General features: G+C 38.9%; 18 protein-coding genes. 7 read left to right on the top strand and 11 right to left on the bottom strand.

The window, feature by feature from the left end; genetic code table 11:
• Positions 1–38: 38 nt before the first annotated feature.
• The 6 genes from ACNKXS_RS02325 to pyrH all read right to left on the bottom strand — a co-directional run bounded on the left by ACNKXS_RS02325 (position 39) and on the right by pyrH (position 8,741).
• Positions 39–905 carry an RluA family pseudouridine synthase gene (locus ACNKXS_RS02325; protein ID WP_417919458.1) on the bottom strand — a complete coding sequence of 289 codons (867 nt, stop codon included), beginning with the start codon at positions 903–905 and terminating at the stop codon, positions 39–41.
• Between the two features lie 2 nt (positions 906–907).
• Entirely contained in the window at positions 908–2,350 is a 1,443-nt protein-coding gene (gene asnS, locus ACNKXS_RS02320; RefSeq protein WP_417919457.1) for an asparagine--tRNA ligase, read from the bottom strand.
• A gap of 74 nt (positions 2,351–2,424) precedes the next feature.
• Positions 2,425–4,833 carry an efflux RND transporter permease subunit gene (locus ACNKXS_RS02315; RefSeq protein WP_417919456.1) on the bottom strand — a complete coding sequence of 803 codons (2,409 nt, stop codon included), beginning with the start codon at positions 4,831–4,833 and terminating at the stop codon, positions 2,425–2,427.
• Positions 4,834–4,910: 77 nt separating this feature from the next.
• Entirely contained in the window at positions 4,911–7,364 is a 2,454-nt protein-coding gene (locus tag ACNKXS_RS02310) for a DUF5686 family protein (protein ID WP_417919455.1), read from the bottom strand.
• Positions 7,365–7,458: 94 nt separating this feature from the next.
• The gene (frr, locus tag ACNKXS_RS02305; RefSeq protein ID WP_141878899.1) at positions 7,459–8,010 is read right to left on the bottom strand and encodes a ribosome recycling factor; all 552 of its coding nucleotides are present in this window, start codon (positions 8,008–8,010) and stop codon (positions 7,459–7,461) included.
• Between the two features lie 23 nt (positions 8,011–8,033).
• Positions 8,034–8,741: a UMP kinase gene (pyrH, locus tag ACNKXS_RS02300; RefSeq protein WP_295180255.1), complete on the bottom strand. Its 708-nt coding sequence runs from the start codon at positions 8,739–8,741 to the stop codon at positions 8,034–8,036.
• 197 nt (positions 8,742–8,938) lie between these two features.
• On the opposite strand from pyrH, the gene ACNKXS_RS02295 reads away from it, so the two are divergent.
• Positions 8,939–9,631: a zinc metallopeptidase gene (locus ACNKXS_RS02295; protein ID WP_417919454.1), complete on the top strand. Its 693-nt coding sequence runs from the start codon at positions 8,939–8,941 to the stop codon at positions 9,629–9,631.
• 55 nt (positions 9,632–9,686) lie between these two features.
• Here ACNKXS_RS02295 and ACNKXS_RS02290 read toward each other — a convergent pair whose 3' ends face one another.
• A complete protein-coding gene (locus ACNKXS_RS02290; RefSeq protein ID WP_026914065.1) occupies positions 9,687–10,157 on the bottom strand; it encodes an Lrp/AsnC family transcriptional regulator in 471 nt (156 codons plus the stop codon).
• 50 nt (positions 10,158–10,207) lie between these two features.
• The gene (locus ACNKXS_RS02285; RefSeq protein WP_417919453.1) at positions 10,208–11,581 is read right to left on the bottom strand and encodes a saccharopine dehydrogenase family protein; all 1,374 of its coding nucleotides are present in this window, start codon (positions 11,579–11,581) and stop codon (positions 10,208–10,210) included.
• Positions 11,582–11,642: 61 nt separating this feature from the next.
• Here ACNKXS_RS02285 and ACNKXS_RS02280 point away from each other — a divergent pair, with 61 nt between their 5' ends.
• Both ACNKXS_RS02280 and pckA read left to right on the top strand, forming a co-directional pair.
• Positions 11,643–12,032, top strand: coding sequence for a DUF423 domain-containing protein (locus ACNKXS_RS02280; RefSeq protein WP_417919452.1), 390 nt, complete (start codon positions 11,643–11,645; stop codon positions 12,030–12,032).
• Between the two features lie 78 nt (positions 12,033–12,110).
• Complete coding sequence (pckA, locus tag ACNKXS_RS02275; RefSeq protein WP_417919451.1) at positions 12,111–13,709, top strand: phosphoenolpyruvate carboxykinase (ATP); 1,599 nt, start codon at positions 12,111–12,113, stop codon at positions 13,707–13,709.
• Between the two features lie 79 nt (positions 13,710–13,788).
• Here pckA and ACNKXS_RS02270 read toward each other — a convergent pair whose 3' ends face one another.
• Together ACNKXS_RS02270 and ACNKXS_RS02265 are read right to left on the bottom strand one after the other, a co-directional pair.
• The gene (locus tag ACNKXS_RS02270; protein WP_295180250.1) at positions 13,789–14,535 is read right to left on the bottom strand and encodes a uroporphyrinogen-III synthase; all 747 of its coding nucleotides are present in this window, start codon (positions 14,533–14,535) and stop codon (positions 13,789–13,791) included.
• 22 nt (positions 14,536–14,557) lie between these two features.
• Positions 14,558–15,211: a DUF4271 domain-containing protein gene (locus tag ACNKXS_RS02265; protein ID WP_417919450.1), complete on the bottom strand. Its 654-nt coding sequence runs from the start codon at positions 15,209–15,211 to the stop codon at positions 14,558–14,560.
• Between the two features lie 100 nt (positions 15,212–15,311).
• Here ACNKXS_RS02265 and ACNKXS_RS02260 point away from each other — a divergent pair, with 100 nt between their 5' ends.
• Genes ACNKXS_RS02260 through ACNKXS_RS02250 form a run of 3 tightly spaced genes read left to right on the top strand, consistent with a single transcriptional unit; the run spans position 15,312 to position 17,927 of the window.
• Complete coding sequence (locus tag ACNKXS_RS02260; RefSeq protein WP_322301194.1) at positions 15,312–16,043, top strand: polyprenol monophosphomannose synthase; 732 nt, start codon at positions 15,312–15,314, stop codon at positions 16,041–16,043.
• On the top strand, positions 16,043–17,386 hold the full coding sequence (locus tag ACNKXS_RS02255; RefSeq protein WP_417919449.1) for a dihydroorotase: 1,344 nt from the start codon (positions 16,043–16,045) through the stop codon (positions 17,384–17,386). The genes ACNKXS_RS02260 and ACNKXS_RS02255 overlap by 1 nt, the downstream gene beginning before the upstream one ends.
• Positions 17,376–17,927 carry a DUF4296 domain-containing protein gene (locus ACNKXS_RS02250; protein ID WP_417919448.1) on the top strand — a complete coding sequence of 184 codons (552 nt, stop codon included), beginning with the start codon at positions 17,376–17,378 and terminating at the stop codon, positions 17,925–17,927. The genes ACNKXS_RS02255 and ACNKXS_RS02250 overlap by 11 nt, the downstream gene beginning before the upstream one ends.
• Here ACNKXS_RS02250 and ACNKXS_RS02245 read toward each other — a convergent pair.
• Positions 17,924–18,928, bottom strand: a complete 1,005-nt coding sequence (locus ACNKXS_RS02245) for an NAD-dependent epimerase/dehydratase family protein (RefSeq protein WP_417919447.1) — start codon at positions 18,926–18,928, stop codon at positions 17,924–17,926. The genes ACNKXS_RS02250 and ACNKXS_RS02245 overlap by 4 nt on opposite strands.
• An 81-nt stretch (positions 18,929–19,009) precedes the next feature.
• Between ACNKXS_RS02245 and tyrS the strand changes: the two genes are divergently transcribed.
• Positions 19,010–20,305 carry a tyrosine--tRNA ligase gene (gene tyrS / locus ACNKXS_RS02240; protein WP_417919446.1) on the top strand — a complete coding sequence of 432 codons (1,296 nt, stop codon included), beginning with the start codon at positions 19,010–19,012 and terminating at the stop codon, positions 20,303–20,305.
• Positions 20,306–20,379: the final 74 nt, after the last annotated feature.

Here is a 20,379-nt window from a genome sequence, read left to right as displayed (position 1 = left end):
TAGGCTTTGGCACGAACTATGTTCGTGGTAAATTTTTGTTAAGACAGCTTATGTCGGGAAAGGCTTGTAAACCTCTTCGGAAGCTTCAATTCAAACTCCATTTCTTCTGAAGCGATAGGATGTCCAAAACTAATTCCGGAGCTAAATAGGTACAGATTCTTATTCTTAAAATATCCTTCCTCAATGCCATAAATGGGATCTCCAACAATAGGCAAGGACATATCACTTAGATGAATACGAATCTGGTGCGTGCGACCAGTGATGGGTTTGGCTTTCACCAAGGAAAAAATTTCGTCCTCAATTTCAAAATTATCAACTGGTTCAAATATGGTCGTTGCAGCCTTACCGTCTATGCTTGCAGTCTGTGTCACCACGCTTCGTAGCTGGCCGTGAACTAGTGCATGATAAGTTTTAAGAATGGATTTATTTTCGAAAGCGCTGTGTAATATTTGCTGCACTTTCCTGGTTTTGGCAACGAGAATGATCCCGGCGGTAGGATTATCCAGTCTGTGAACAGGAACCGGATATCTTAAAGCATCTTCTGAATGGGATACAGATAAATTGTGCGGAAGAGCATTTTCGAGTGTTCGAAAATAATTGCCGTTGGAAGGAATGCCCGATGGTTTTTGAACTACAGCAAGATATTCATCTTCATATAATACTTCAAGTATAAATTTGAAGATCTTTATTTGCTGAAATTTATCTTCCAGAAGTTCGATCTTCTGTCCCGATTGGATCCAGTCGGCAGTGCTAGCTCTTTCTCCATCCAGTAGGACAAGTTTCTTTGCGATCGCTTTTTTAAGTGCCGACCGACTGTTGATTTGAGGGAATATAGAAATCGCATACTCCTGCAACCGGATCTTTTGTTCGATTGCAGGGACTGTATGCGTTGCTATAATATTCAATCTTAAAATTCTGCGTTTTGCGGTGTTCTTGGAAAAGGAATCACGTCTCTAATGTTACCCATTCCCGTAGTGAACTGAACAAGTCTTTCAAAACCAAGTCCAAACCCACTATGTACACAGGTTCCGAACTTACGGGTGTCAAGATACCACCATAGTTCCTCTTCCGGAATGTTCAATTCTGCCATTTTCTCCTTAAGAACATCCAAACGTTCTTCACGCTGGCTTCCGCCCACGATCTCTCCAATTCCAGGGAATAGAATGTCCATCGCTCTCACTGTTTTTCCATCCTCATTCAAACGCATGTAGAATGCTTTGATATTGGCGGGATAATCGAAAAGAATTACCGGAGTTTTAAAATGTTTCTCAACAAGGTAACGTTCATGCTCACTTTGAAGATCTGCACCCCATTCTTCGATGATATAATTGAATTTCTTCTTCTTGTTTGGCTTCGAGTTCTTCAGGATCTCTATAGCTTCAGTATAACTAACTCTTTTGAAATTGTTTTCCAGCACAAAGTTGAGCTTCTCCATAAGACCCATGTCACTTCTTTCGGCTTTTGGCTTCAGCTGATCTTCTTTTTCCTGTCTTTCGGCAAGAAATTCCAGGTCATCTTTAGAGTGTTCCATTACGTATCGAAGTACGTATTTAATAAAATCTTCAGCCAGGTCCATATTTTGATCCAGATCACAGAAAGCAACTTCTGGCTCGATCATCCAGAATTCAGCTAAATGCCTGGAAGTATTGGAGTTTTCAGCTCTAAAAGTTGGACCGAACGTATAAACCTGCCCTAAACCGAGTGCAAAGGTTTCAGCTTCCAGTTGTCCGGAAACTGTAAGATTCGTCTCTTTTCCGAAGAAGTCTTCCTTATAATTAATGCTGCCATCCTCATTTTTTGGAGGATTTTTCATATCCAGTGAAGAAACACGAAACATTTCTCCGGCACCTTCAGCATCACTACCCGTAATAATTGGTGTGTGAACGTGGTAGAAGTTCTTTTCCTGGAAATATTTGTGTACTGCAAAAGACAATTTACTTCGCACACGCATGATCGCTCCAAAAGTGTTCGTTCGTACACGTAAATGCGCCTGTTCACGCAGCTTCTCCATACTATGCTTCTTCGGCGATAGAATGGTTAGTTTCACTTCTTCAGGATTCGCATCGCCCAGAATTTGAATTTCTGAAACTTCAATTTCAACACGTTGCTGACTGCCAAGACTCTCTTTCAAAGTTCCTTTAACAGATATAGCTGCACCTACGTTTATGCGATTGATGGTTTCCTCATCAGTATTTTCAAAATCGATAACGCATTGCAGGTTTTTCAAAGTAGAACCATCGTTAAGCGCAATAAAACGATTACTACGGAAAGAGCGTACCCATCCCTTCACATGGTGTTCCTGTAAAAACTGATCGCTTTCCAGTATTTCAGCGACTTTTGCTTGTATCATTTAGTTGAAATTTAGAAAAAACAAAGATAGTTTTTCGCCTTAAGCTTAGCAAGCAGGCTGTTTTATATATTAATTTAATTGTTTTGCTGATCTCGATTTGCCTCCTCTTCTTCGGTCTCAAAAATACGCATCGCCGGTTCCTTTAAAGTTTCCTTATTAGCAATACTTCTTTCCAGTGAAAGCAGAAGTGATGGTAGCAATAGTAAGTTCGACAACATAGCAAACAGCAGAGTGGCCGAAACCAGTCCGCCAAGGGCAACCGTTCCTCCAAAACTGCTGATCATGAATACTGAAAATCCAAAGAAGAGAACGATGGACGTATAGAACATACTTACGCCGGTTTCTCTTAGTGCGGCATAAACGGAGCGCTTGATCTTCCAGTTATTGGCTTTTAATTCCTGCCTGTATTTTGCCAGAAAATGAATAGTGTCATCAACTGAAATTCCGAAAGCAATACTAAAAACCAGGATCGTTGAGGGTTTAATAGGAACTCCAAGAAAGCCCATTACTCCCGCAGTAACGATCAAAGGAAGTAAGTTTGGTACCAGAGAGATCAAAATCATCCTGAAACTTCTAAACATCCAGGCCATTAAACCTGCAATAAGAAGTATAGCGAGTCCTAATGAAATTATTAAATTTCTAACCAGGTAACTTGTTCCTTTCTGAAAAAGCAGCGCCTTTCCGGTAAGTGAAACCTCATATCTTTCAGATGGAAAGATCTTTTCTATTTCTGGTAAAAGGTCATTTTCGATCTCCTCCATTTTCTCGGTTCCCACATCCTTCATGAAGGTAGTAATTCGAGCATATTGTCCAGTAGAATCCACGTAGCTCTGCATAATTCCTTCAGAAGAAGAAAGACCTTTTGCATAGGGCATTATAAAGTTTTGCTCCTGTGATGTTGGTAACTGGTAATATTTCGGGTTCCCGTTATAATACGCCTGCTTGCTGTATTTTACGAGTCGGTTGATTGATAATGGCTTGCTTAATTCCGGAATCTCTTCGATCTTACTTTCAAGATCATTCATCCGTTTTAAAGTAGAAAGCTTTAATACGCCCTTCGGTCTTTTGGTATCGATCATGATTTCCAAAGGCATCACTCCATCAAATTCCCGTTCAAAGAATTTTACATCTTTATAGAATTGGGTTTCCTGAGGCATATCCTCAAGAATACTTCCTGAAACCTTAATGGTGTAAATTCCAATGATACTAAGAATTAGAAGCCCCAGAGAAGATATATAAATAGCAATTCTATGGTTTCTTACCATATTTTCCATCCAGTCAACAAAGCCGCCAATCCATCTTGTGTTAAGATGTTTTAAGTGCCTGTCTCGCGGTGGTTTCAAGTAGGAGTATATAACCGGAATGATCAATAAACTTAAAACAAAGATTGCCAGGATGTTGATAGATGCCACCACACCAAACTCTCTTAAAAGCTGACTATCGGTTAAAATGAAAGTTGCAAAACCAGATGCGGTAGTTACATTGGTCATCAATGTAGCATTACCAACTTTGGTGATCACTCGTTGCAACGACTTTGCCTGGTTTCCATGTTTTTTGATCTCCTGCTGATATTTGTTGATTAGGAAAATACAGTTTGGAATACCTATTACGATAATAAGTGGAGGAATAAGTGCCGTTAGGATCGTAATCTCATAATGCAGAAGTCCTATAAAACCAAAGGCCCACATAACTCCAATACAAACCGTAACCATGGAAATAATGGTGGCTCGTATGGATCGAAAGAAAAAGAAAAATATTATGGAAGTGACCAGCAAGGCTGCGACAATAAAAAGTCCAATTTCATCGACTATGTTTTGTGCATTCAAGGTTCGTATATAAGGCATTCCCGAAACCCTGACATCGATGCCCTGCTGCTCTTCAAATTCAGCGATAAGAGGTTCCAGTTCTTCCAGTACAAAGATCTTTCTGGCTTTAGTGTTTACCAGTTCTTTATTAAGATACAAAGCAGATTGTATAGTATTGGAATGTGAACTATACACCAGGTTCTCATAGAAAGGCAGAGCCGTAAAAAGTTTGTTTTCGAAAGTCACAAGTACTTCACTATCCAGATCTTCTTCCGGTAGCACTGGTACCATTTCAAATCTTTTGGGATCTTCAAACTTTTTAAGTTCCTGAAGGCTGGCCGGAGAAATGATCTGGTCAACTTCAGGATAAGTAAGTAGCGTATCTGTAAGTTTATTCCAGGCTTTAAACTTTTCAGGAGTAAACAAGGCAGAATCCTGTACTCCTAACAGGATAAGATTTCCCTCTTCACCAAACTTTTCCAGGAAGTCGTTATAACTCACGTTCACCTCGTGATCGTCTGGCATTAAATTAGCCTCAGTATACGAAAATTGCATGTTTTTCCATTGCGTGGAAAGAAGGTAGGTTGCGATCAATATAAGAACAATGATCACAATTCGGTTTCGTAAAATAAGGCGTGCGATGGAATTCCAGAATCCAAAGCTAAAGATCTTTTGCATGGCTTTCTATTAGCGGCGCAAAGGTAAAAAAACCCTATTTAAATACTTTGTAATTAATGTATTAATCGAGGTTTGAGCTATAACTGTACCTGTAAAGTGAATTTGAGAGAGAAATTCTCTTTGAAAGTAGGTAGATGATATGCTCCATATCTATAGGCTGTACTAAGACCAAAGCCGCCAAATAATTTATTTAACTCCAGTCCTGCTTCAGAAAATCCATTTTCAAGAGTATTGAAACTGATGCCTTCATGCTTAGCAATATCTGTGAAATCACCAATGGCATGCCTTGAAATGAAAACAAGTTCTGGTCGAAAATTTTTACTTATAATAAACGGTCTTAATTGGTGCCTCATATGCAGCATTACCTGCCTGTCTGAATAAAATTCATTGAAATACATGGTTTCAAAACTGTTACGACCAGCAACTGAAATTCTTTGAGAAATCCTGGATCTGTTAGGATTATTAGGGTAGGAGTGGAAAGCATGTGTTAAAGGTAGATCTCCTACAGCATAATTACCTTCCAGTATAAATTCGGTTCTTGATTGATCGAGCCTTAAGATCTCATGCTCTGCCTTGATTCCAATTCTAGTAAAGTTGAAATCGCCTTCCAGGATTTCCATGGACTGTTCTAACTGACCGGTAAATTGAGGGAATTTTTTCTCTAGTAAAACATCACCTTGCGGAGTTCTTAGATATTTTGAAAATGGTTGCCATAGGAATCCCGCTTTAATAAAATGAAGATCATAATCGCTGTACAACTGATTGTTATTGTTATAATTGTAATTTTTAATCTGCCATATTTCCTCTCTTGAAAATCGCAACTGCGTATCCAGCCTTGGTGTGATCTTATGCTCAAGCCCAACGGCAAAAGTCCTGATATTGTAATAATTATTGGTGTTTACGAACCTAGGTTCCAGAATAGAAAAAGTATTTCTCCCTTTAAGGTAATCTACGGAAGCAATTTCATCAATATCTCTTGAGAAACCGAAGTTCAGGTACGTATGATTTCTCTTATTAAGGTAGATCTGGCTACCCAAACCATATTTAAAGACTTCATCTTTAAAACCATAAGTCAGGTAAGAGTTCAGATTAAAATTCTGTGAAAATTGATCGTTTGTCTTTCCTCCAAATCCAAGCCTTATGCCTTCATAATTACTAAACTTGAAGATCTTTCCAAGGTCCATATCCCAGAAACCTAAAGGGTAAGAGCCAGAAGTGATGGCTTGTTTCACCTGAATCTTACGTTCTATATTCTGAGACTTTATAAGACTGTCTACTTTCTTTTCAGTAGCTTCATCGCGATCATCGAATTGCACCTTTCTGTTCTGTTTCCAGAAACTTTGTGTTCTGTCTATAGCGTCTGGATCGATCCTGATCTCAGCTTGACTAACTTTAACTTTTGTCTGTGGCTGCAGGTCAAAATCATAGTGTATTACGGTTGAATTTAGGTAAAGATCCCCGTTTATTTCATCTGCACCCAGGAGTCTGCCAAGTATGCCAGGGTTTTGCTGAACAGTTCCAATTCCAACCGTACCGCCAAAAACTGCTATTTCTTTTCCTCCCGAACCTGCTCTTATTGTAGTCGTTTGTAGCTTCGGAAACCAGACGGCATGATCAGGGAAATATTGATATTCATAGTCAACTTCCAGTTTTACCGAACCCAAAAGTTGCGCTTTTGCCTTCTGAATAGCCAGAGTTTCTGTATCTAAATAGAGAATTCCTTCCAGGCCAGCTACAATCTCTTCACGCTTTGGACTGAAGTAGATCACATAAGCAGGTCTTGAGGTTCGAGTCGTATCCAGAATCTTATAATCATAGTTCTTAAAAGCTGCTTTTCCCAATGGTCCTGCATAATCTGTTTTGTAGAGACTGTAATCGTTCTTATATAGAGAAAACGGATTGACGCCCATAGTGAGAACATTATAAACCGGTTTTTTAAATCCAGCAGTTCTTACACCAAGTACTTCTTCTGAAGTATCTCCATTCCCATCATAACTGTGACTGGCCACTTTTTCTGAAAGATATCCGCGCCCCTCATTTACAATAGTCTTCATTGCTGCTGAAGTACTATCGGCATAAAGCAGAATTCCACCACCTTCGTTGTCTACAATAAACTTGGAATAACTTTTATATTTGAAACCCGGTAAGACCTCCTCGGGATCATTTAGTTCTTTTCGCGAAATCGCTTTAGAAATAAGACTGTCGGCAGGATTAGGTGCATTGGAAAGTTCTACAGTTTGCAGTCTCTCCCGAACGGCGCTTAATTTGATCTGTAAATACTTTGTGTCTTGATTAATACGGGTACTTATTGTTTCATAGCCAACATAACTTATCCTTACTTCATCGACTTCTTTTCCAACAAGTAATTCAAAGCTCCCGTCAATATTGGTTAATACTGTGCCATTTTTAAAGGTGATCCTGGCATAGGCAAGTGGTTCACTGGTTTCTGCATCTATAACACGGCCATTCACCTTAGACTGGGCGAAGCTTAAAGTAGTGATAAGTAAAAACAGGCATACTAGCTTCGACATTATCTTAAAATGAATTTGTTCAGAAATAAAAATGCCGGTTCAAATCTGTTTTTCTCCAGACCCGAACCGGCATAAAATTTTGAATATCTGATCATTAAACCGTCATGATCTCTTTTTCCTTCACCACCAGGATACTTTCGATCTTGGCGATATATTCATTGGTAAGTTCCTGAACTTCATCTTCGGAAGCTTTTAAAGCATCTTCAGAGATATCAGTTTTTTTAAGTTCCTGCATTGCATGCTTACGATCATTTCTAACTCCAATTTTGGAATCTTCGGCTTCAGCTTTTGCCTGCTTGGACAATTGAATACGACGCTCCTCGGTAAGTGGCGGTACGTTAATAATTACGCTCTCACCATTGTTCATTGGATTAAACCCAAGATTTGCAACCATGATCCCTTTTTCAATTTCCTGGATCATACTCTTTTCGAAAGGCTGAATTGATAGTGTTCGCGCATCTGGTGTGTTCACATTTGCTACCTGTTGCAAAGGCGTTTTTGCTCCATAATAATCAACCATTACACTTCCAAGCATGCTTGGAGTCGCTTTACCGGCGCGTATATTTGAAAGTTGTTTTTTAAGATGCACAATGGCGTTCTCCATTGCTTCTTTTGCTTCTTCTAAAATAAATTCAACCTCGTCCATTTCTAATATCGTTTTCTATTTAATTATAAATTCACTTTTGTTCCTACAGGCTCTCCAGTTGTAACTTTTAGTAAGTTCCCCGGTTTGTTCATATCGAATACAATAATAGGTAATTCGTTTTCCTGGCTCAAGGTGAATGCCGTTGTATCCATTACTTTCAATCCTTTCTTCAAGACATCCTCGAAAGAAATAAAATCAAATTTTGTAGCGCTTTTGTCCTTTTCCGGGTCTGAAGTATAAATCCCATCTACTCTGGTACCCTTAAGAATTACATCTGCTTTTATTTCAATAGCTCTTAATACTGCTGCAGAATCTGTAGTGAAGTATGGGTTACCAGTACCCCCACCAAAAATTACTACACGACCTTTTTCCAGGTGTCTGATAGCTTTTCTTCTTATAAAGGGTTCTGCAACTTCATTGATCTTGATAGCCGACTGTAATCTGGTTTGAATATCTGCATCTTCAAGTGCACTCTGCAAAGCCAGACCATTAATTACGGTGGCCAGCATTCCCATATGATCACCCTGTACTCGATCCATTCCTTTACTGGCACCGGCAACACCTCTAAAAATGTTTCCACCGCCAATCACAATAGCAAGCTCAACACCTTCTTCTACTACTGTTTTAATTTCCGCAGCATATTCTGCCAGGCGTTCGGGATCGATGCCATATTGGCGCTTTCCCATTAAAGCTTCTCCAGATAGTTTTAAAAGTATTCTCTTGTATTGCATAGCTGTTTTTTATGAACCGTTGCAAATATAGCTAATATCTGAATTTGTGAAATATAAAGAGCCCTTTTTGAAAATGATTGGGAAGCATTTAGAATAAATTAACTCATTGGCCTTTTAATAATCGACTGACAGCCAATTCTGCTGGCGGGGTTTTTGATATATTTGGATCGTTACTAAAACTTAAAATATTAGGACCTATGATGGGATATTATATAATTGCCGGGCTCATATTCTTAGTGAGCATGTTTGTGAGCAATAAACTAAAGAGCAAATTTAAGGAGTATTCCAAAGTGCACCTTCAAAATGGAATGAGCGGTAAGGAGATCGCTGAAAAAATGTTGCGGGACCACGGGATTAATGATGTAAAAGTGATTTCTACTCCAGGAATGCTTTCAGATCATTACAATCCGTCTAAAAAAACCGTAAACCTGAGTGAGGGAGTTTACTCTCAACGTAATGCTGCGGCAGCGGCAGTTGCTGCTCACGAATGCGGTCACGCAGTTCAGCATGCTAAAGCTTACAGCTGGTTGCAAATGAGAAGTAAATTGGTTCCAGTGGTAAGTATCGCTTCCAAGTTTTCCCAATGGGCGATCTTTGGCGGACTTATATTAATGAGTATGGTGAGCGTAGGAGTAGGGCAAACAGTGCTACTTGTAGGGATCATTATGTTTGCAATGGGAACCTTGTTCAGTTTTATCACCTTGCCAGTAGAGTATGATGCCAGTAAAAGAGCTTTGGTATGGCTGGAAACTGAAAATATGCTGACTCCTGCGGAACATGATGCAGCAGAAGATTCGCTGAAATGGGCGGCTAGAACTTATGTGGTAGCTGCAGTAGGATCACTGGCTACACTATTATACTTCGTTGGAATATTTATGGGTAGAGATTAATTTTAAACTTCAGAATAATAGAAAAGGCTGTTAGAACACTAACAGCCTTTTTTCATTATATCTTTATTTGCCGGTCTATTTGTTGATTGAGACTTATAAAAGTTTCTGTTCTGGACACACCGTCTATCGCCTGTATGTTCTTATTCAGTACTACCATTAGATGTTCGTTATCACGACATAAGATCTTAAGAAAAATTGACCAGTTTCCCGTTGTGTAGTGACATTCGATAACCTCAGGAATTTCACTAAGTTGTTTCACGGCCTGTGGGTTACTTACAGCTTTATCCAGGTAAACCCCTACAAAAGCCATGGTTTTATAACCTAGCAACCTGGCATCCAGCATCATTTTAGAGCCTTCGATCAAACCAGATTTTTCTAATTTTCTCAAACGCTGGTGTACAGCTGCGCCAGTAATACCAATATTCTTGGCGATCTCCAGGATCGGTTTTTTGGCATCTTTCATTAGATAGTTAAGAATGGTCTTGTCGATCCCATCTAACTCAACACTATCGTTTACAATCTTCATGAGGATAATTTTTGGTCGTTAAGCTAAAATAGCAAAAATGCTTTTCAATTTTAATTACCTACTTCACCAAATGGGTTGTATCCTAGATATTCTGTCTCTTTTTCTTTAAAAATGATATCATGACCTTCAAGTTCTTTCAGAATAGGCTCATAGACCTCCTTGCGAATTGGTAACTGAACACCTGGAGTTTTTATTTCTCCGTTCAGGATCATCAATGCTGAAATGGCTACTGGTAATCCCACAGTTTTAGACATGGCTGTTCTGGACTGATCCTCTCCAATATGAACCATCGTAGAATCAATTTGCTTCTTTTCGCCATCTAGCTCGTAACCGAATTTATGGTACATAACGATCATATCCTTGTCATCTTCAGCCAGCGTCCATTTATCCATCAAAATCTTTTGAAGCGCTTGCGCCGGAGTAGCATTTTTGATCCCGATCTTTTTTTCTGAATTAAATAGATCAAGTTCTATAAGCTTGTCCCACATAATATCATCCTGATCGATCTTAAGACTATGTCTGGTTTTAAGTTCTACGGAATCACTTGGGGAATACGGAAGAAAAGAATTGATGAAATCGCGGTGACTCATTTCTTCTGAATTAGTCATTTCGAAACTATCATCGGTCATTCCAAGTTGCACGAACATATTCCATGCTCTACTGAAGCCTACTTTTCTTATAGTCCCTCTATATAAGGTAAGTGCATTTTCGAGTCCGTAGACGCTCTGATATTTAAGAGAATTCCTGTTGGCATAACCTTCAAATCTTCCGTAGCCTTCTACTTCCAGAAATTCAGTCCTTCTAAATAGTCTATGGTATGGAATATACTTGTACTTCCCCTCCTGGATAAATTCAGCAACACCACCCTGCCCGGCAACAACTACGTTTCTGGGATTCCAGGTAAATTTATAGTTCCATAGATTGTTATCACTTTCCGGAGCAACAAGTCCGCCGGTAAATGATTCAAAAAGTAAGATCTTTCCACCCTTGTCTCTTATTCTGTCGATAACCTGCATGGCGCTCATATGGTCAATTCCCGGATCCACGCCGATCTCATTCATAAAAACAAGGTTCTTTTTCTTAACCTCTTCATCCAGAGCACGCATTTCATCACTTATATAGGAAGCCGTTACCATATGCTTGTTATACTTCACGCAATCACGGGCGACCTCAATATGGAATCTTGCGGGCAACATGGAAATCACCAGATCTGCCTGCTGAATTGCCGGTTCCCTGCTTTCCTTGTTGAAAACATCCAGTTCGATGGCTTCGCAATGTTTGCGATCCCGGCAGGCATTTTTGGCATTTTCGAGTTCCTTATCGCCGATTTTTAATTTTAGATTTTGCTCTACCGCCCGGTCGAGCAGGTAGTCTATAAGTGCAGCGGTGGATTTTCCTGCACCTACGATTAATATTTCTCGCATAAATTAAGTTAGTTTTGTGTAGTGCAAACGAATGTATTAAAAAGCTGACTCATATAAAACTATGCAGACAAACAGGAAATTCTTAGTAACCGGAGCCATTTTTGGATTGATCGCCGTGATCCTTGGAGCTTTTGGAGCACATGGTTTGAAAGAAACACTTTCTGAAGCTTCTTTAAATAGTTTTGAAACTGGGGTTAGATTCCAGATGTATCATGCCTTTCTAATGTTGATCCTCGGGATCATTATTACTGAAAAAGATAGCAAACTGTTGTTTTATCTTTTCCTATTCGGCACCCTGTTATTTTCCGGATCTATCTATTTACTATCTACATCGACAGTTACAGGAGTAGACTTTTCAGCAATAGCATTAGTTACCCCAGTTGGAGGAGGACTTTTAATTGTTGGCTGGTTCTTATTAGTGCTGAAATTCATAAAGTTAAAAAACAAATAAATTAATTAACGATATCGTTATATCTGCATAAGATTTTTACTTTTGTACGCCTAAACAAACAACAGAATTGATTTTTTTATGGTCGATAACACCCAAATTACGAAAACGATTTCGTTAGAGGATTACGGGATCAAAAATGCCAGAGTACATTATCAACTATCTCCAGAGGAACTTCAGAAGAAAACTATCGCACTAGGACAGGGAGTAGAGAGCTCATTTGGAGCGCTTGCTGTTAACACTGGTGAGTTTACAGGAAGATCTCCAAAGGACAGATTCATTGTGAAAGATGAGATCACAGAAGATAAAGTATGGTGGGGAGATATTAACATCCCGTTTGATCCGGAAAAATTTGATTCTCTTTATAATAAGGTAACAAATTACCTTGGAGATAAAGAGATCTTTGCTCGCGATGCCTACGCTTGTGCAGACGATAACTATCGTTTAAACATTAGGGTGATTAATGAGTATCCATGGTCAAACCAGTTTGCTTTCAATATGTTCCTGAGAGTAAATGATTCAGAACTTGAAAGCTTTCAGGAAGACTGGCTAGTGGTAAATGCACCTGGATTTAAAGCAAATCCTTCTGTAGATGGAACCAGACAGGAAAATTTTGCCATTCTTAATTTTAAGAAAAAGATCGCGCTAATTGGAGGAACCGGTTATACAGGGGAGATCAAAAAGGGTATCTTCTCAGCACTTAACTTTGTATTACCTGTTTACAACAATACACTACCAATGCACTGTTCTGCAAATGTAGGAGAAGATGGCGATACCGCTATATTCTTCGGACTTTCCGGAACAGGGAAGACAACACTTTCAGCCGATCCGGAAAGAAAACTTATTGGGGATGATGAGCATGGGTGGACAAAGGAGAACACTATTTTTAATTTTGAAGGTGGATGTTATGCAAAAGTGATCAACCTTTCCGAAGAAAATGAACCAGATATTTACCATGCGATCAAACCTGGAGCTATTCTGGAAAATGTAATTCTTAATGACAACGGCGATGTGGATTTTAGCGATACTTCGATCACGCAGAATACGCGGGTAAGCTATCCTATATATCATATAGATAATATACAGGAACCTTCTATTGGAGAGAATCCTAAGAATATATTTTTCCTAACGGCAGATGCTTTTGGTGTATTGCCTCCAATTAGCAAGCTTACACCAGGACAGGCGGCATATCATTTTATAAGCGGTTACACTGCAAAGGTTGCTGGTACTGAAGCGGGTGTAGACGAGCCTGTACCAAGTTTTTCTGCTTGCTTTGGCGCACCATTCATGCCTTTACATCCTACGAAATATGCAGAAATGCTAAGTCGTAAGATGAAGGATGCAGGAGTTAACGTATGGCTGGTAAATACTGGCTGGACCGGTGGACCTTATGGCGTAGGAAATCGAATGAAATTGAAGTATACTCGTGAAATGATAAGTTCTGCACTTGAAGGGAAACTTGACGGAGTAGAATTTGAAAATCACCAGATCTTTGGATTGAGTATGCCTAAAACCTGTGAAGGGGTGCCGGCAGAAGTCTTAAATCCAAAAAATACATGGGCAGATAAAGAGGCTTATGATAAAAAAGCAAAAGAGCTTTCAACTTTCTTTAAGCAGAATTTCTCCAAGTTCGAGGAATATGCAAATGAAGAAATTATGGAGGGAGCTCCTGTAGATTAGTTTTAAATTGTTAGTTGAAATCAAAAAATCCGGTCGCAAGACCGGATTTTTTATTTATTGTATTAAAGTAAAAGCAAATTTACTTCTTATTCACTTCGCTGATGTATTTGCTAATTGCCATGGTCATACTCGGAGTTTCCGGAGTAGGAGCTTTGATATCTGCTGTTAAACCATGTTCCTTGGCTGCCTTAATAGTTGTATTTCCAAATACAGCAATACGTGTATTATTCTGTTTAAAGTCAGGGAAGTTTTCAAAAAGAGATTTAATTCCACTAGGACTGAAGAATACAAGAATATCATAAGTTACATCTTTCAAGTCTGAAAGGTCACTCACCACAGTTCGGTAAAAAACTGCTTTTTTCCATTCTACCCCAAGTTTGTTTAATGTCTTAGGAACATCTGGCTTCAGCATATCTGAAGAAGGAAGTAAGAACTTTTCGTTCTTATATTTTTTAATTAGCGGAGCAAGCTCTGCGAACGTTCTTTTGCCTACATAGATCTTACGTTTACGATAGACCACATATTTCTGCAAGTAATAAGCAACGGCTTCACTGAGACAGAAGTATTTTAAGGAGTCCGGCACCTTGAATCTCATTTCCTCGGCAATCCTGAAGAAGTGATCTACAGCATTACGGCTGGTTAAAATGATCGCGGTATAGTTGGCAAGATCAATTTTTTGTTGTCTAACTTCCTTACTGGGAACGCCTTCAACATGAATAAAGGGGATGAAATCAATTTTAACTTTCTGTTTTTCTTCCAGCTCAAAATAAGGAGAATTTTCTACCTTAGGTTCGGGCTGGGAAACCAAAATTGTTTTCACTTTCATATGCAATTCTTTAAAGTTCCTTTTAGATCGTAATTAACTTGTACAAAATAATATAAGGGGCGATTTCGAGAGCGCAAATGTACAAAATAAAATAGAACCAATTAACGCTAAGCGCACTTTGATTTCTTCTATAGATTATAAACATAGAAAATGCATTTGCAAGTATCGCCGCAAGCGCGATGATCCTAAGGCTGAGGCCAGTAACTTCCATACTGTAAACCAGGAAAAGGCAGGCGAAAAGAAGAAAGATTGATATGAAATTGCGATAGCTTAATTTCTGAAAAATATAATAATCTATACGATCATCGATGTCGAAAATATTACCAATGATCTTTTCAACTCCCGCTTTCAATAAAATAAGACAGGTATAACCTGTTAGAATACGAATGAACAACACGATTGAATGAAGATCTGTTTCAAAAAAGTACCTGTAACCCAGAAAGATAAATAAAGAAACAGCGATAGCCTGTACAGAGAATAATATAATGTTAAAACCATGAAAAGCCTTATTCTCTTTTCCTTTAAAGGCTATAAATTTACCAGAGTTGAGAAGCGATATAAATTCTTCAAAACGTTGTGGAAAGGCAACACGGGCTAATACCAGCAAACCAAAGCATAGAAGGAAAGTGATCGTGATCCAATCCTGATATTCACTTAATCTTGCCGTCGCCTGCATTTAATTTTTTTACAAATGTAAAATTTTGACCCTATTTGCAGATGCTTTCCATGAAGATTTGAAGTTTTAATTTGCATACATTTGCGCAAAAGTTTTAGGAATGGGAAATGGGATAATTATTATACCCACCTTTAATGAAATAGAGAACATTGAGCGCATTGTGAGGAACGTTTTTTCACAAAGACGCAAGTTTCACGTTCTCGTTGTGGATGATAATTCTCCAGACGGTACAGCAACCAGGGTTCGCACTTTGATGGCTGAATTTCCTGAAACATTGTTCCTTGAAGAAAGATTAGGTAAGCAGGGACTAGGAACTGCTTACATTCACGGATTTAAGTGGGCGTTGAAGAGAGATTACGATTTCATCTTTGAAATGGATGCAGATTTCTCGCATAATCCCAACGATCTTATAAGACTTTACAATGCCTGTAAGAGAGATGGAGCCGATGTCGCCATTGGTTCGCGCTATATTACCGGTGTTAATGTCATCAACTGGCCAATGAATCGTGTACTTATGTCCTGGTTAGCATCGAGGTATGTACGCTTTATCACTGGTATGGATATACAGGATACAACGGCCGGTTATGTTTGTTATAAAAGTGAAGTTCTAAGAGCAATAAACCTGGATCGCATACAGTTTGTAGGTTATGCTTTCCAGATAGAAATGAAATTCAAATCCTATTTAAAAGGATTTAAGATTATAGAGGTTCCGGTGATCTTTACAGATAGAACACGAGGAACATCAAAAATGAGCGGCTCCATTATTTCTGAAGCCGTTTTTGGGGTAATAAAAATGAAGCTGAAAAGTCTGTTTAACAGGAAAAAATTCTGATGAAAAAGGTTTTAATCAAGAACGCTAAGATTGTAAATGAGAATAAGATCACTGAAGGGGATGTGTTCATCGAGAATGGAATCATCGTTGAAATTGCAGAGAGTATAAGTGCAAAATCACCAGATGTAATTATTTATGATGCTGAAGGCACCTATTTGATACCTGGGCTAATTGATGACCAGGTACATTTCAGAGAGCCAGGTCTTACTCATAAAGAAAATATAGAAACGGGTTCGAAGGCTGCCGTAGCCGGTGGTATCACTACCTTTATAGAAATGCCAAATACCTTACCGCAGGCCACCACAGAAGAGTTGCTGGAAGATAAATTCAGAATTGCTGAGGAAACTTCTTATGCGAATTATTCCTTTATGTTTGGCGGTACGAATGATAATCTTGCGGAGATCGAAAAAATCGATCCTAAGAAAGTTGCTGCTTTAAAACTTTTCCTGGGCTCTTCTACAGGAAACATGCTGGTGGATAATGAAAAGGTATTGGAACAGATCTTCAAAAAATCTCCTGTACTTATAGCAGTACATTGTGAAGATGAGCAAACCATTCAGAAAAACCTGGAAGAAGCCAAGGCAAAATTTGGTGATGATATTCCTATTGAAATGCATCCGAAAATTAGAAGTGAAGAAGCTTGTTACAAGTCATCTTCCAAAGCTGTGGCTCTTGCGAAAAAAACCGGCGCTAGATTACACATCTTTCATGTGTCTACTGCCAAGGAATTATCTCTATTTAATAGCAAGAAGCAATTAAAGGATAAGAAGATAACGGCTGAGGTTTGTATACATCATTTATGGTTTAACGACCAGGATTATGCAACTAAAGGAACATTGATCAAATGGAACCCTGCAGTAAAAACTAAAAAGGATCAGGAAGCATTGTTGCAGGGGCTGCTGGATAATCATCTGGATGTACTTGCAACAGATCATGCTCCTCATACTAAAGAGGAAAAGAAGAACGTATATACCAAAGCTCCAAGTGGCGGGCCATTAGTTCAACATGCTTTACCTGCTTTACTCCAAATGCACCATCAGGGGAAAATATCTCTTGAAAAGATAGTGGAAAAAGCCTGTCATAATCCGGCAATTCTTTTTCAGATTGAAAAAAGAGGTTTTATTCGTGAAGGATACAAAGCAGATCTTGTTCTTTTAGATCTTAACTCACCATGGGCTGTACAACCAGATAATATCTATTCGAAATGCCAGTGGTCTCCGTTTGAAGGAACAACCTTTAAATCACGTATCACTCATACTTTTGTGAATGGTAACCTGGTTTATAAGAACTTTAAACATCAACCATTTACGAAAGTCGCTGAAAGACTAACATTTGATCGCTAGAAAGCCCTACATATTATTACTGGCACTGTCCATCTTTCTGATTGCCTGTCAGGATCTGGATAAGACTGAGAAGCCAGACAACCTCATTCCGGAAGAGAAGATGGTAGATGTGCTTACCGAGTTATCTTTGGTTCACGCAGCAAAGAATTATAATAAATTCAAGCTTGAACAAACTGGGATACAACCAGACAAGTTCGTTTTTGAAAAATATGGTATTGATAGTCTTCAATTCGAACAAAGCAGTAATTATTACTCCGATCAATACGTAATCTATGAGCGGATCTACGATTCTGTGAGAGGTCGAATTAAAATATTGAAATCAAAATACGATGCTTTGCGGGAAGTGGAGATCAAAAGGGAAGATAGCCTTAAGCGGTTGCAGAAAGATTCTTTGCAGATGATGGATTCTATCATGTCCATTCCAAGATTAAGGGATTCTGTACAACGTAGCAGGCTGAAATTAAAAGTTGACAATAAAAGAAAAGAAGATAAGCGGGATAGTTTGATTGCTCCCGTGAGCATGGAGGAGGACCGGAACTAGTTCTTGTAATTCCCGGCCGTTCGTTTAACAACACTTTCCATAGGCTCGAATTGATAATTCATTTCCTGCGTGATCTTGGAGTTATCGTAATAGCTTTCTTCATGCAGACTATTGATAGTTTCATAAGTGATAGATCTTTTTCTTCCGAAAATACTTCCAATCTTTTGAAAGAACCATCCTAACGCGATCATCCATTTCTGAAGTTTTCGTTTAGGTTTCGTCTTATTCAGTGCATTTGCAGCCCACTCAAAAACTTGCTTAAATGAAATATTTTCTGAAACCAGTACATACTGTTCATTCACCTTTTCAGAATTCATTAGAATAACCATGGATTTCACAACATCCTGTACTCCTACAAATCCGGTTACCTTGGGGAAATAATAGGATAAACCGGAATCTATCTTTTTAAAGATTTTGCCAGATCCCGAATTCCAGAAACCAGGACCAATGATCACAGCTGGATTCACAATAATGACATTTATACCTTCCTGAGTTCCACGCCATACCTCGATCTCTGCTCCATATTTGGAAATAGCATAGTCATTGTGCTTTCCTTCCGGATTCCATTTACCGGTTTCATCTATTTTGTCTGCATTCGTAATGTTGCCTAAAGCTGCGATACTACTAACAAAACATAATTTATGCACTTTACAGGAAATGCAAAGGTTTACGATATTTGCCGTGCCTTCAATATTAACCTTTCGTAATTCCTGCTCATCTGCAGGATCAAAAGATACCAGGGCTGCCGAGTGATATACTTGCTGAACGTCTACAAATGCTTCGGTAAGTTGTGGAATATTATTAAGATCTGCTACTTTCCATTCAATTTGATGAAATAGTTGATCTGCTTCCTTAGCTTCAGAATAAAAAGAAAATACTTCGAGAACCTTATTCAGATCACTGTTCTCACGATGAATAGCACGAATTTCTTCACCATTACGCGCCAGTTCATATAGTAAATGAGCGCCTACCAATCCCGTACCACCAGTAACAAGTATCATAGGGTAAATATAGTTATTGCACTTAGGAAAAATAAGAGTAAATGGTATCTTTACGGCTATTTTTACCTGAATTAGCATATTATGGAGAAGAATTTCGTAAAAGAACTTACCTGGAGAGGGATGTTGCACGACACCATGCCTGGAACCGAGGAACATTTAATGGAAGAAATGCGTGCGGCTTACGTTGGGATAGATCCAACGGCAGATTCGCTGCATATTGGTCACCTTGTGGGAGTCATGATGTTACGCCATTTTCAACTTGCGGGGCATAAACCTTATGCGTTAGTTGGCGGTGCTACCGGGATGATCGGGGATCCTTCGGGGAAGTCGGCTGAACGTAATCTGCTGGATGAACAAACCTTACGTCACAACCAGAATTCGCTTCAAGAACAACTTTCAAGATTTCTCGATTTTGATTCTGAACATGATAATGCTGCAGTTCTTGTCAACAATTACGACTGGATGAAGGATTTCTCATTCCTGGAATTTATCAGGGATGTAGGAAAGCATATCACCGTGAACTATATGATGTCCAAGGATTCAGTCAAGAAAAGATTGTCTTCTGAATCTTCTGTAGGAATGTCTTTTACTGAATTTACTTATCAGCTGGTACAGGGTTATGATTTCCTGCATTTATACAGAGAAAATAACTGTACGCTGCAAATGGGTGGAAGTGATCAATGGGGAAATATCACTACGGGAACGGAACTTATTCGGCGAATTGGAGATGGAAAAGGCTATGCCTTGACCTGTCCTTTGATCACTAAGGCTGATGGAACTAAATTCGGGAAGACAGAAGGTGGAAACATCTGGTTAGATAAAGAGAGAACTTCTCCCTACAAATTCTACCAGTACTGGTTGAATACCAGTGATGAAGATGCTGAAAAATACATAAAGATCTTTACATTTTTGACTAAAGAAGAGATCGATTCTCTAATTGCTGAACATAAGGAAGCACCACACAAGCGTGAACTACAGAAGGAACTTGGAAAACAGGTTACGACAATGGTACATTCAGAAGAAGATTATAATAATGCACTTGCTGCTTCTGAGGTTCTCTTCGGAAAAAGTACGGCAGCCGACTTCAGGAAGCTTGATGAAGCGACCTTTCTGGATATTTTCGAAGGTGTGCCCCAAGCTGATATCGCGATGAGTGAAATCGAGAACGGACTGGACATGATCGCTGCGCTGGCTGCACAAACCAATTTTTTGAAGTCGAATGGGGAAGCCAGACGAGCCTTAAAAGAAAATTCGGTAGCAGTGAACAAAGAGAAAGTAAAGGAAGATTATACGATCACTAAAGATGATCTTATTAATAACAAGTATGTTATCTTAAATAAAGGAAAGAAGAATACCTATATCATTAGAGCGATTTAAAACTTTAAAATGCCCGACTTCGTACATAGAAGTATATGGGTAATTTCAAGGAAGAAGATATAATAAGGGCGATC

It is taken from the genome of Christiangramia marina, from assembly GCF_048285865.1.
Lineage (GTDB): Bacteria > Bacteroidota > Bacteroidia > Flavobacteriales > Flavobacteriaceae > Christiangramia > Christiangramia marina.
The sequence above is the reverse complement of the archived record's forward strand: the minus strand, read 5'-3'. Positions and strand labels throughout refer to the sequence as shown.

Excerpts from the sequence above, each read along its gene's own strand:
- ACNKXS_RS02270 (WP_295180250.1), bottom strand. The coding sequence starts at position 14,535 with ATGAAAGTGAAAACAATTTTGGTTTCCCAGCCCGAACCTAAGGTAGAA.
- frr (WP_141878899.1), bottom strand. The coding sequence starts at position 8,010 with ATGGACGAGGTTGAATTTATTTTAGAAGAAGCAAAAGAAGCAATGGAG.
- asnS (WP_417919457.1), bottom strand. The coding sequence starts at position 2,350 with ATGATACAAGCAAAAGTCGCTGAAATACTGGAAAGCGATCAGTTTTTA.
- ACNKXS_RS02315 (WP_417919456.1), bottom strand. The coding sequence starts at position 4,833 with ATGCAAAAGATCTTTAGCTTTGGATTCTGGAATTCCATCGCACGCCTT.
- ACNKXS_RS02255 (WP_417919449.1), top strand. The coding sequence starts at position 16,043 with ATGAAAAAGGTTTTAATCAAGAACGCTAAGATTGTAAATGAGAATAAG.
- ACNKXS_RS02310 (WP_417919455.1), bottom strand. The coding sequence starts at position 7,364 with ATGTCGAAGCTAGTATGCCTGTTTTTACTTATCACTACTTTAAGCTTC.
- pckA (WP_417919451.1), top strand. The coding sequence starts at position 12,111 with ATGGTCGATAACACCCAAATTACGAAAACGATTTCGTTAGAGGATTAC.
- pyrH (WP_295180255.1), bottom strand. The coding sequence starts at position 8,741 with ATGCAATACAAGAGAATACTTTTAAAACTATCTGGAGAAGCTTTAATG.
- ACNKXS_RS02285 (WP_417919453.1), bottom strand. The coding sequence starts at position 11,581 with ATGCGAGAAATATTAATCGTAGGTGCAGGAAAATCCACCGCTGCACTT.
- ACNKXS_RS02245 (WP_417919447.1), bottom strand. The coding sequence starts at position 18,928 with ATGATACTTGTTACTGGTGGTACGGGATTGGTAGGCGCTCATTTACTA.
- ACNKXS_RS02290 (WP_026914065.1), bottom strand. The coding sequence starts at position 10,157 with ATGAAGATTGTAAACGATAGTGTTGAGTTAGATGGGATCGACAAGACC.
- ACNKXS_RS02280 (WP_417919452.1), top strand. The coding sequence starts at position 11,643 with ATGCAGACAAACAGGAAATTCTTAGTAACCGGAGCCATTTTTGGATTG.
- tyrS (WP_417919446.1), top strand. The coding sequence starts at position 19,010 with ATGGAGAAGAATTTCGTAAAAGAACTTACCTGGAGAGGGATGTTGCAC.
- ACNKXS_RS02265 (WP_417919450.1), bottom strand. The coding sequence starts at position 15,211 with ATGCAGGCGACGGCAAGATTAAGTGAATATCAGGATTGGATCACGATC.
- ACNKXS_RS02260 (WP_322301194.1), top strand. The coding sequence starts at position 15,312 with ATGGGAAATGGGATAATTATTATACCCACCTTTAATGAAATAGAGAAC.
- ACNKXS_RS02295 (WP_417919454.1), top strand. The coding sequence starts at position 8,939 with ATGATGGGATATTATATAATTGCCGGGCTCATATTCTTAGTGAGCATG.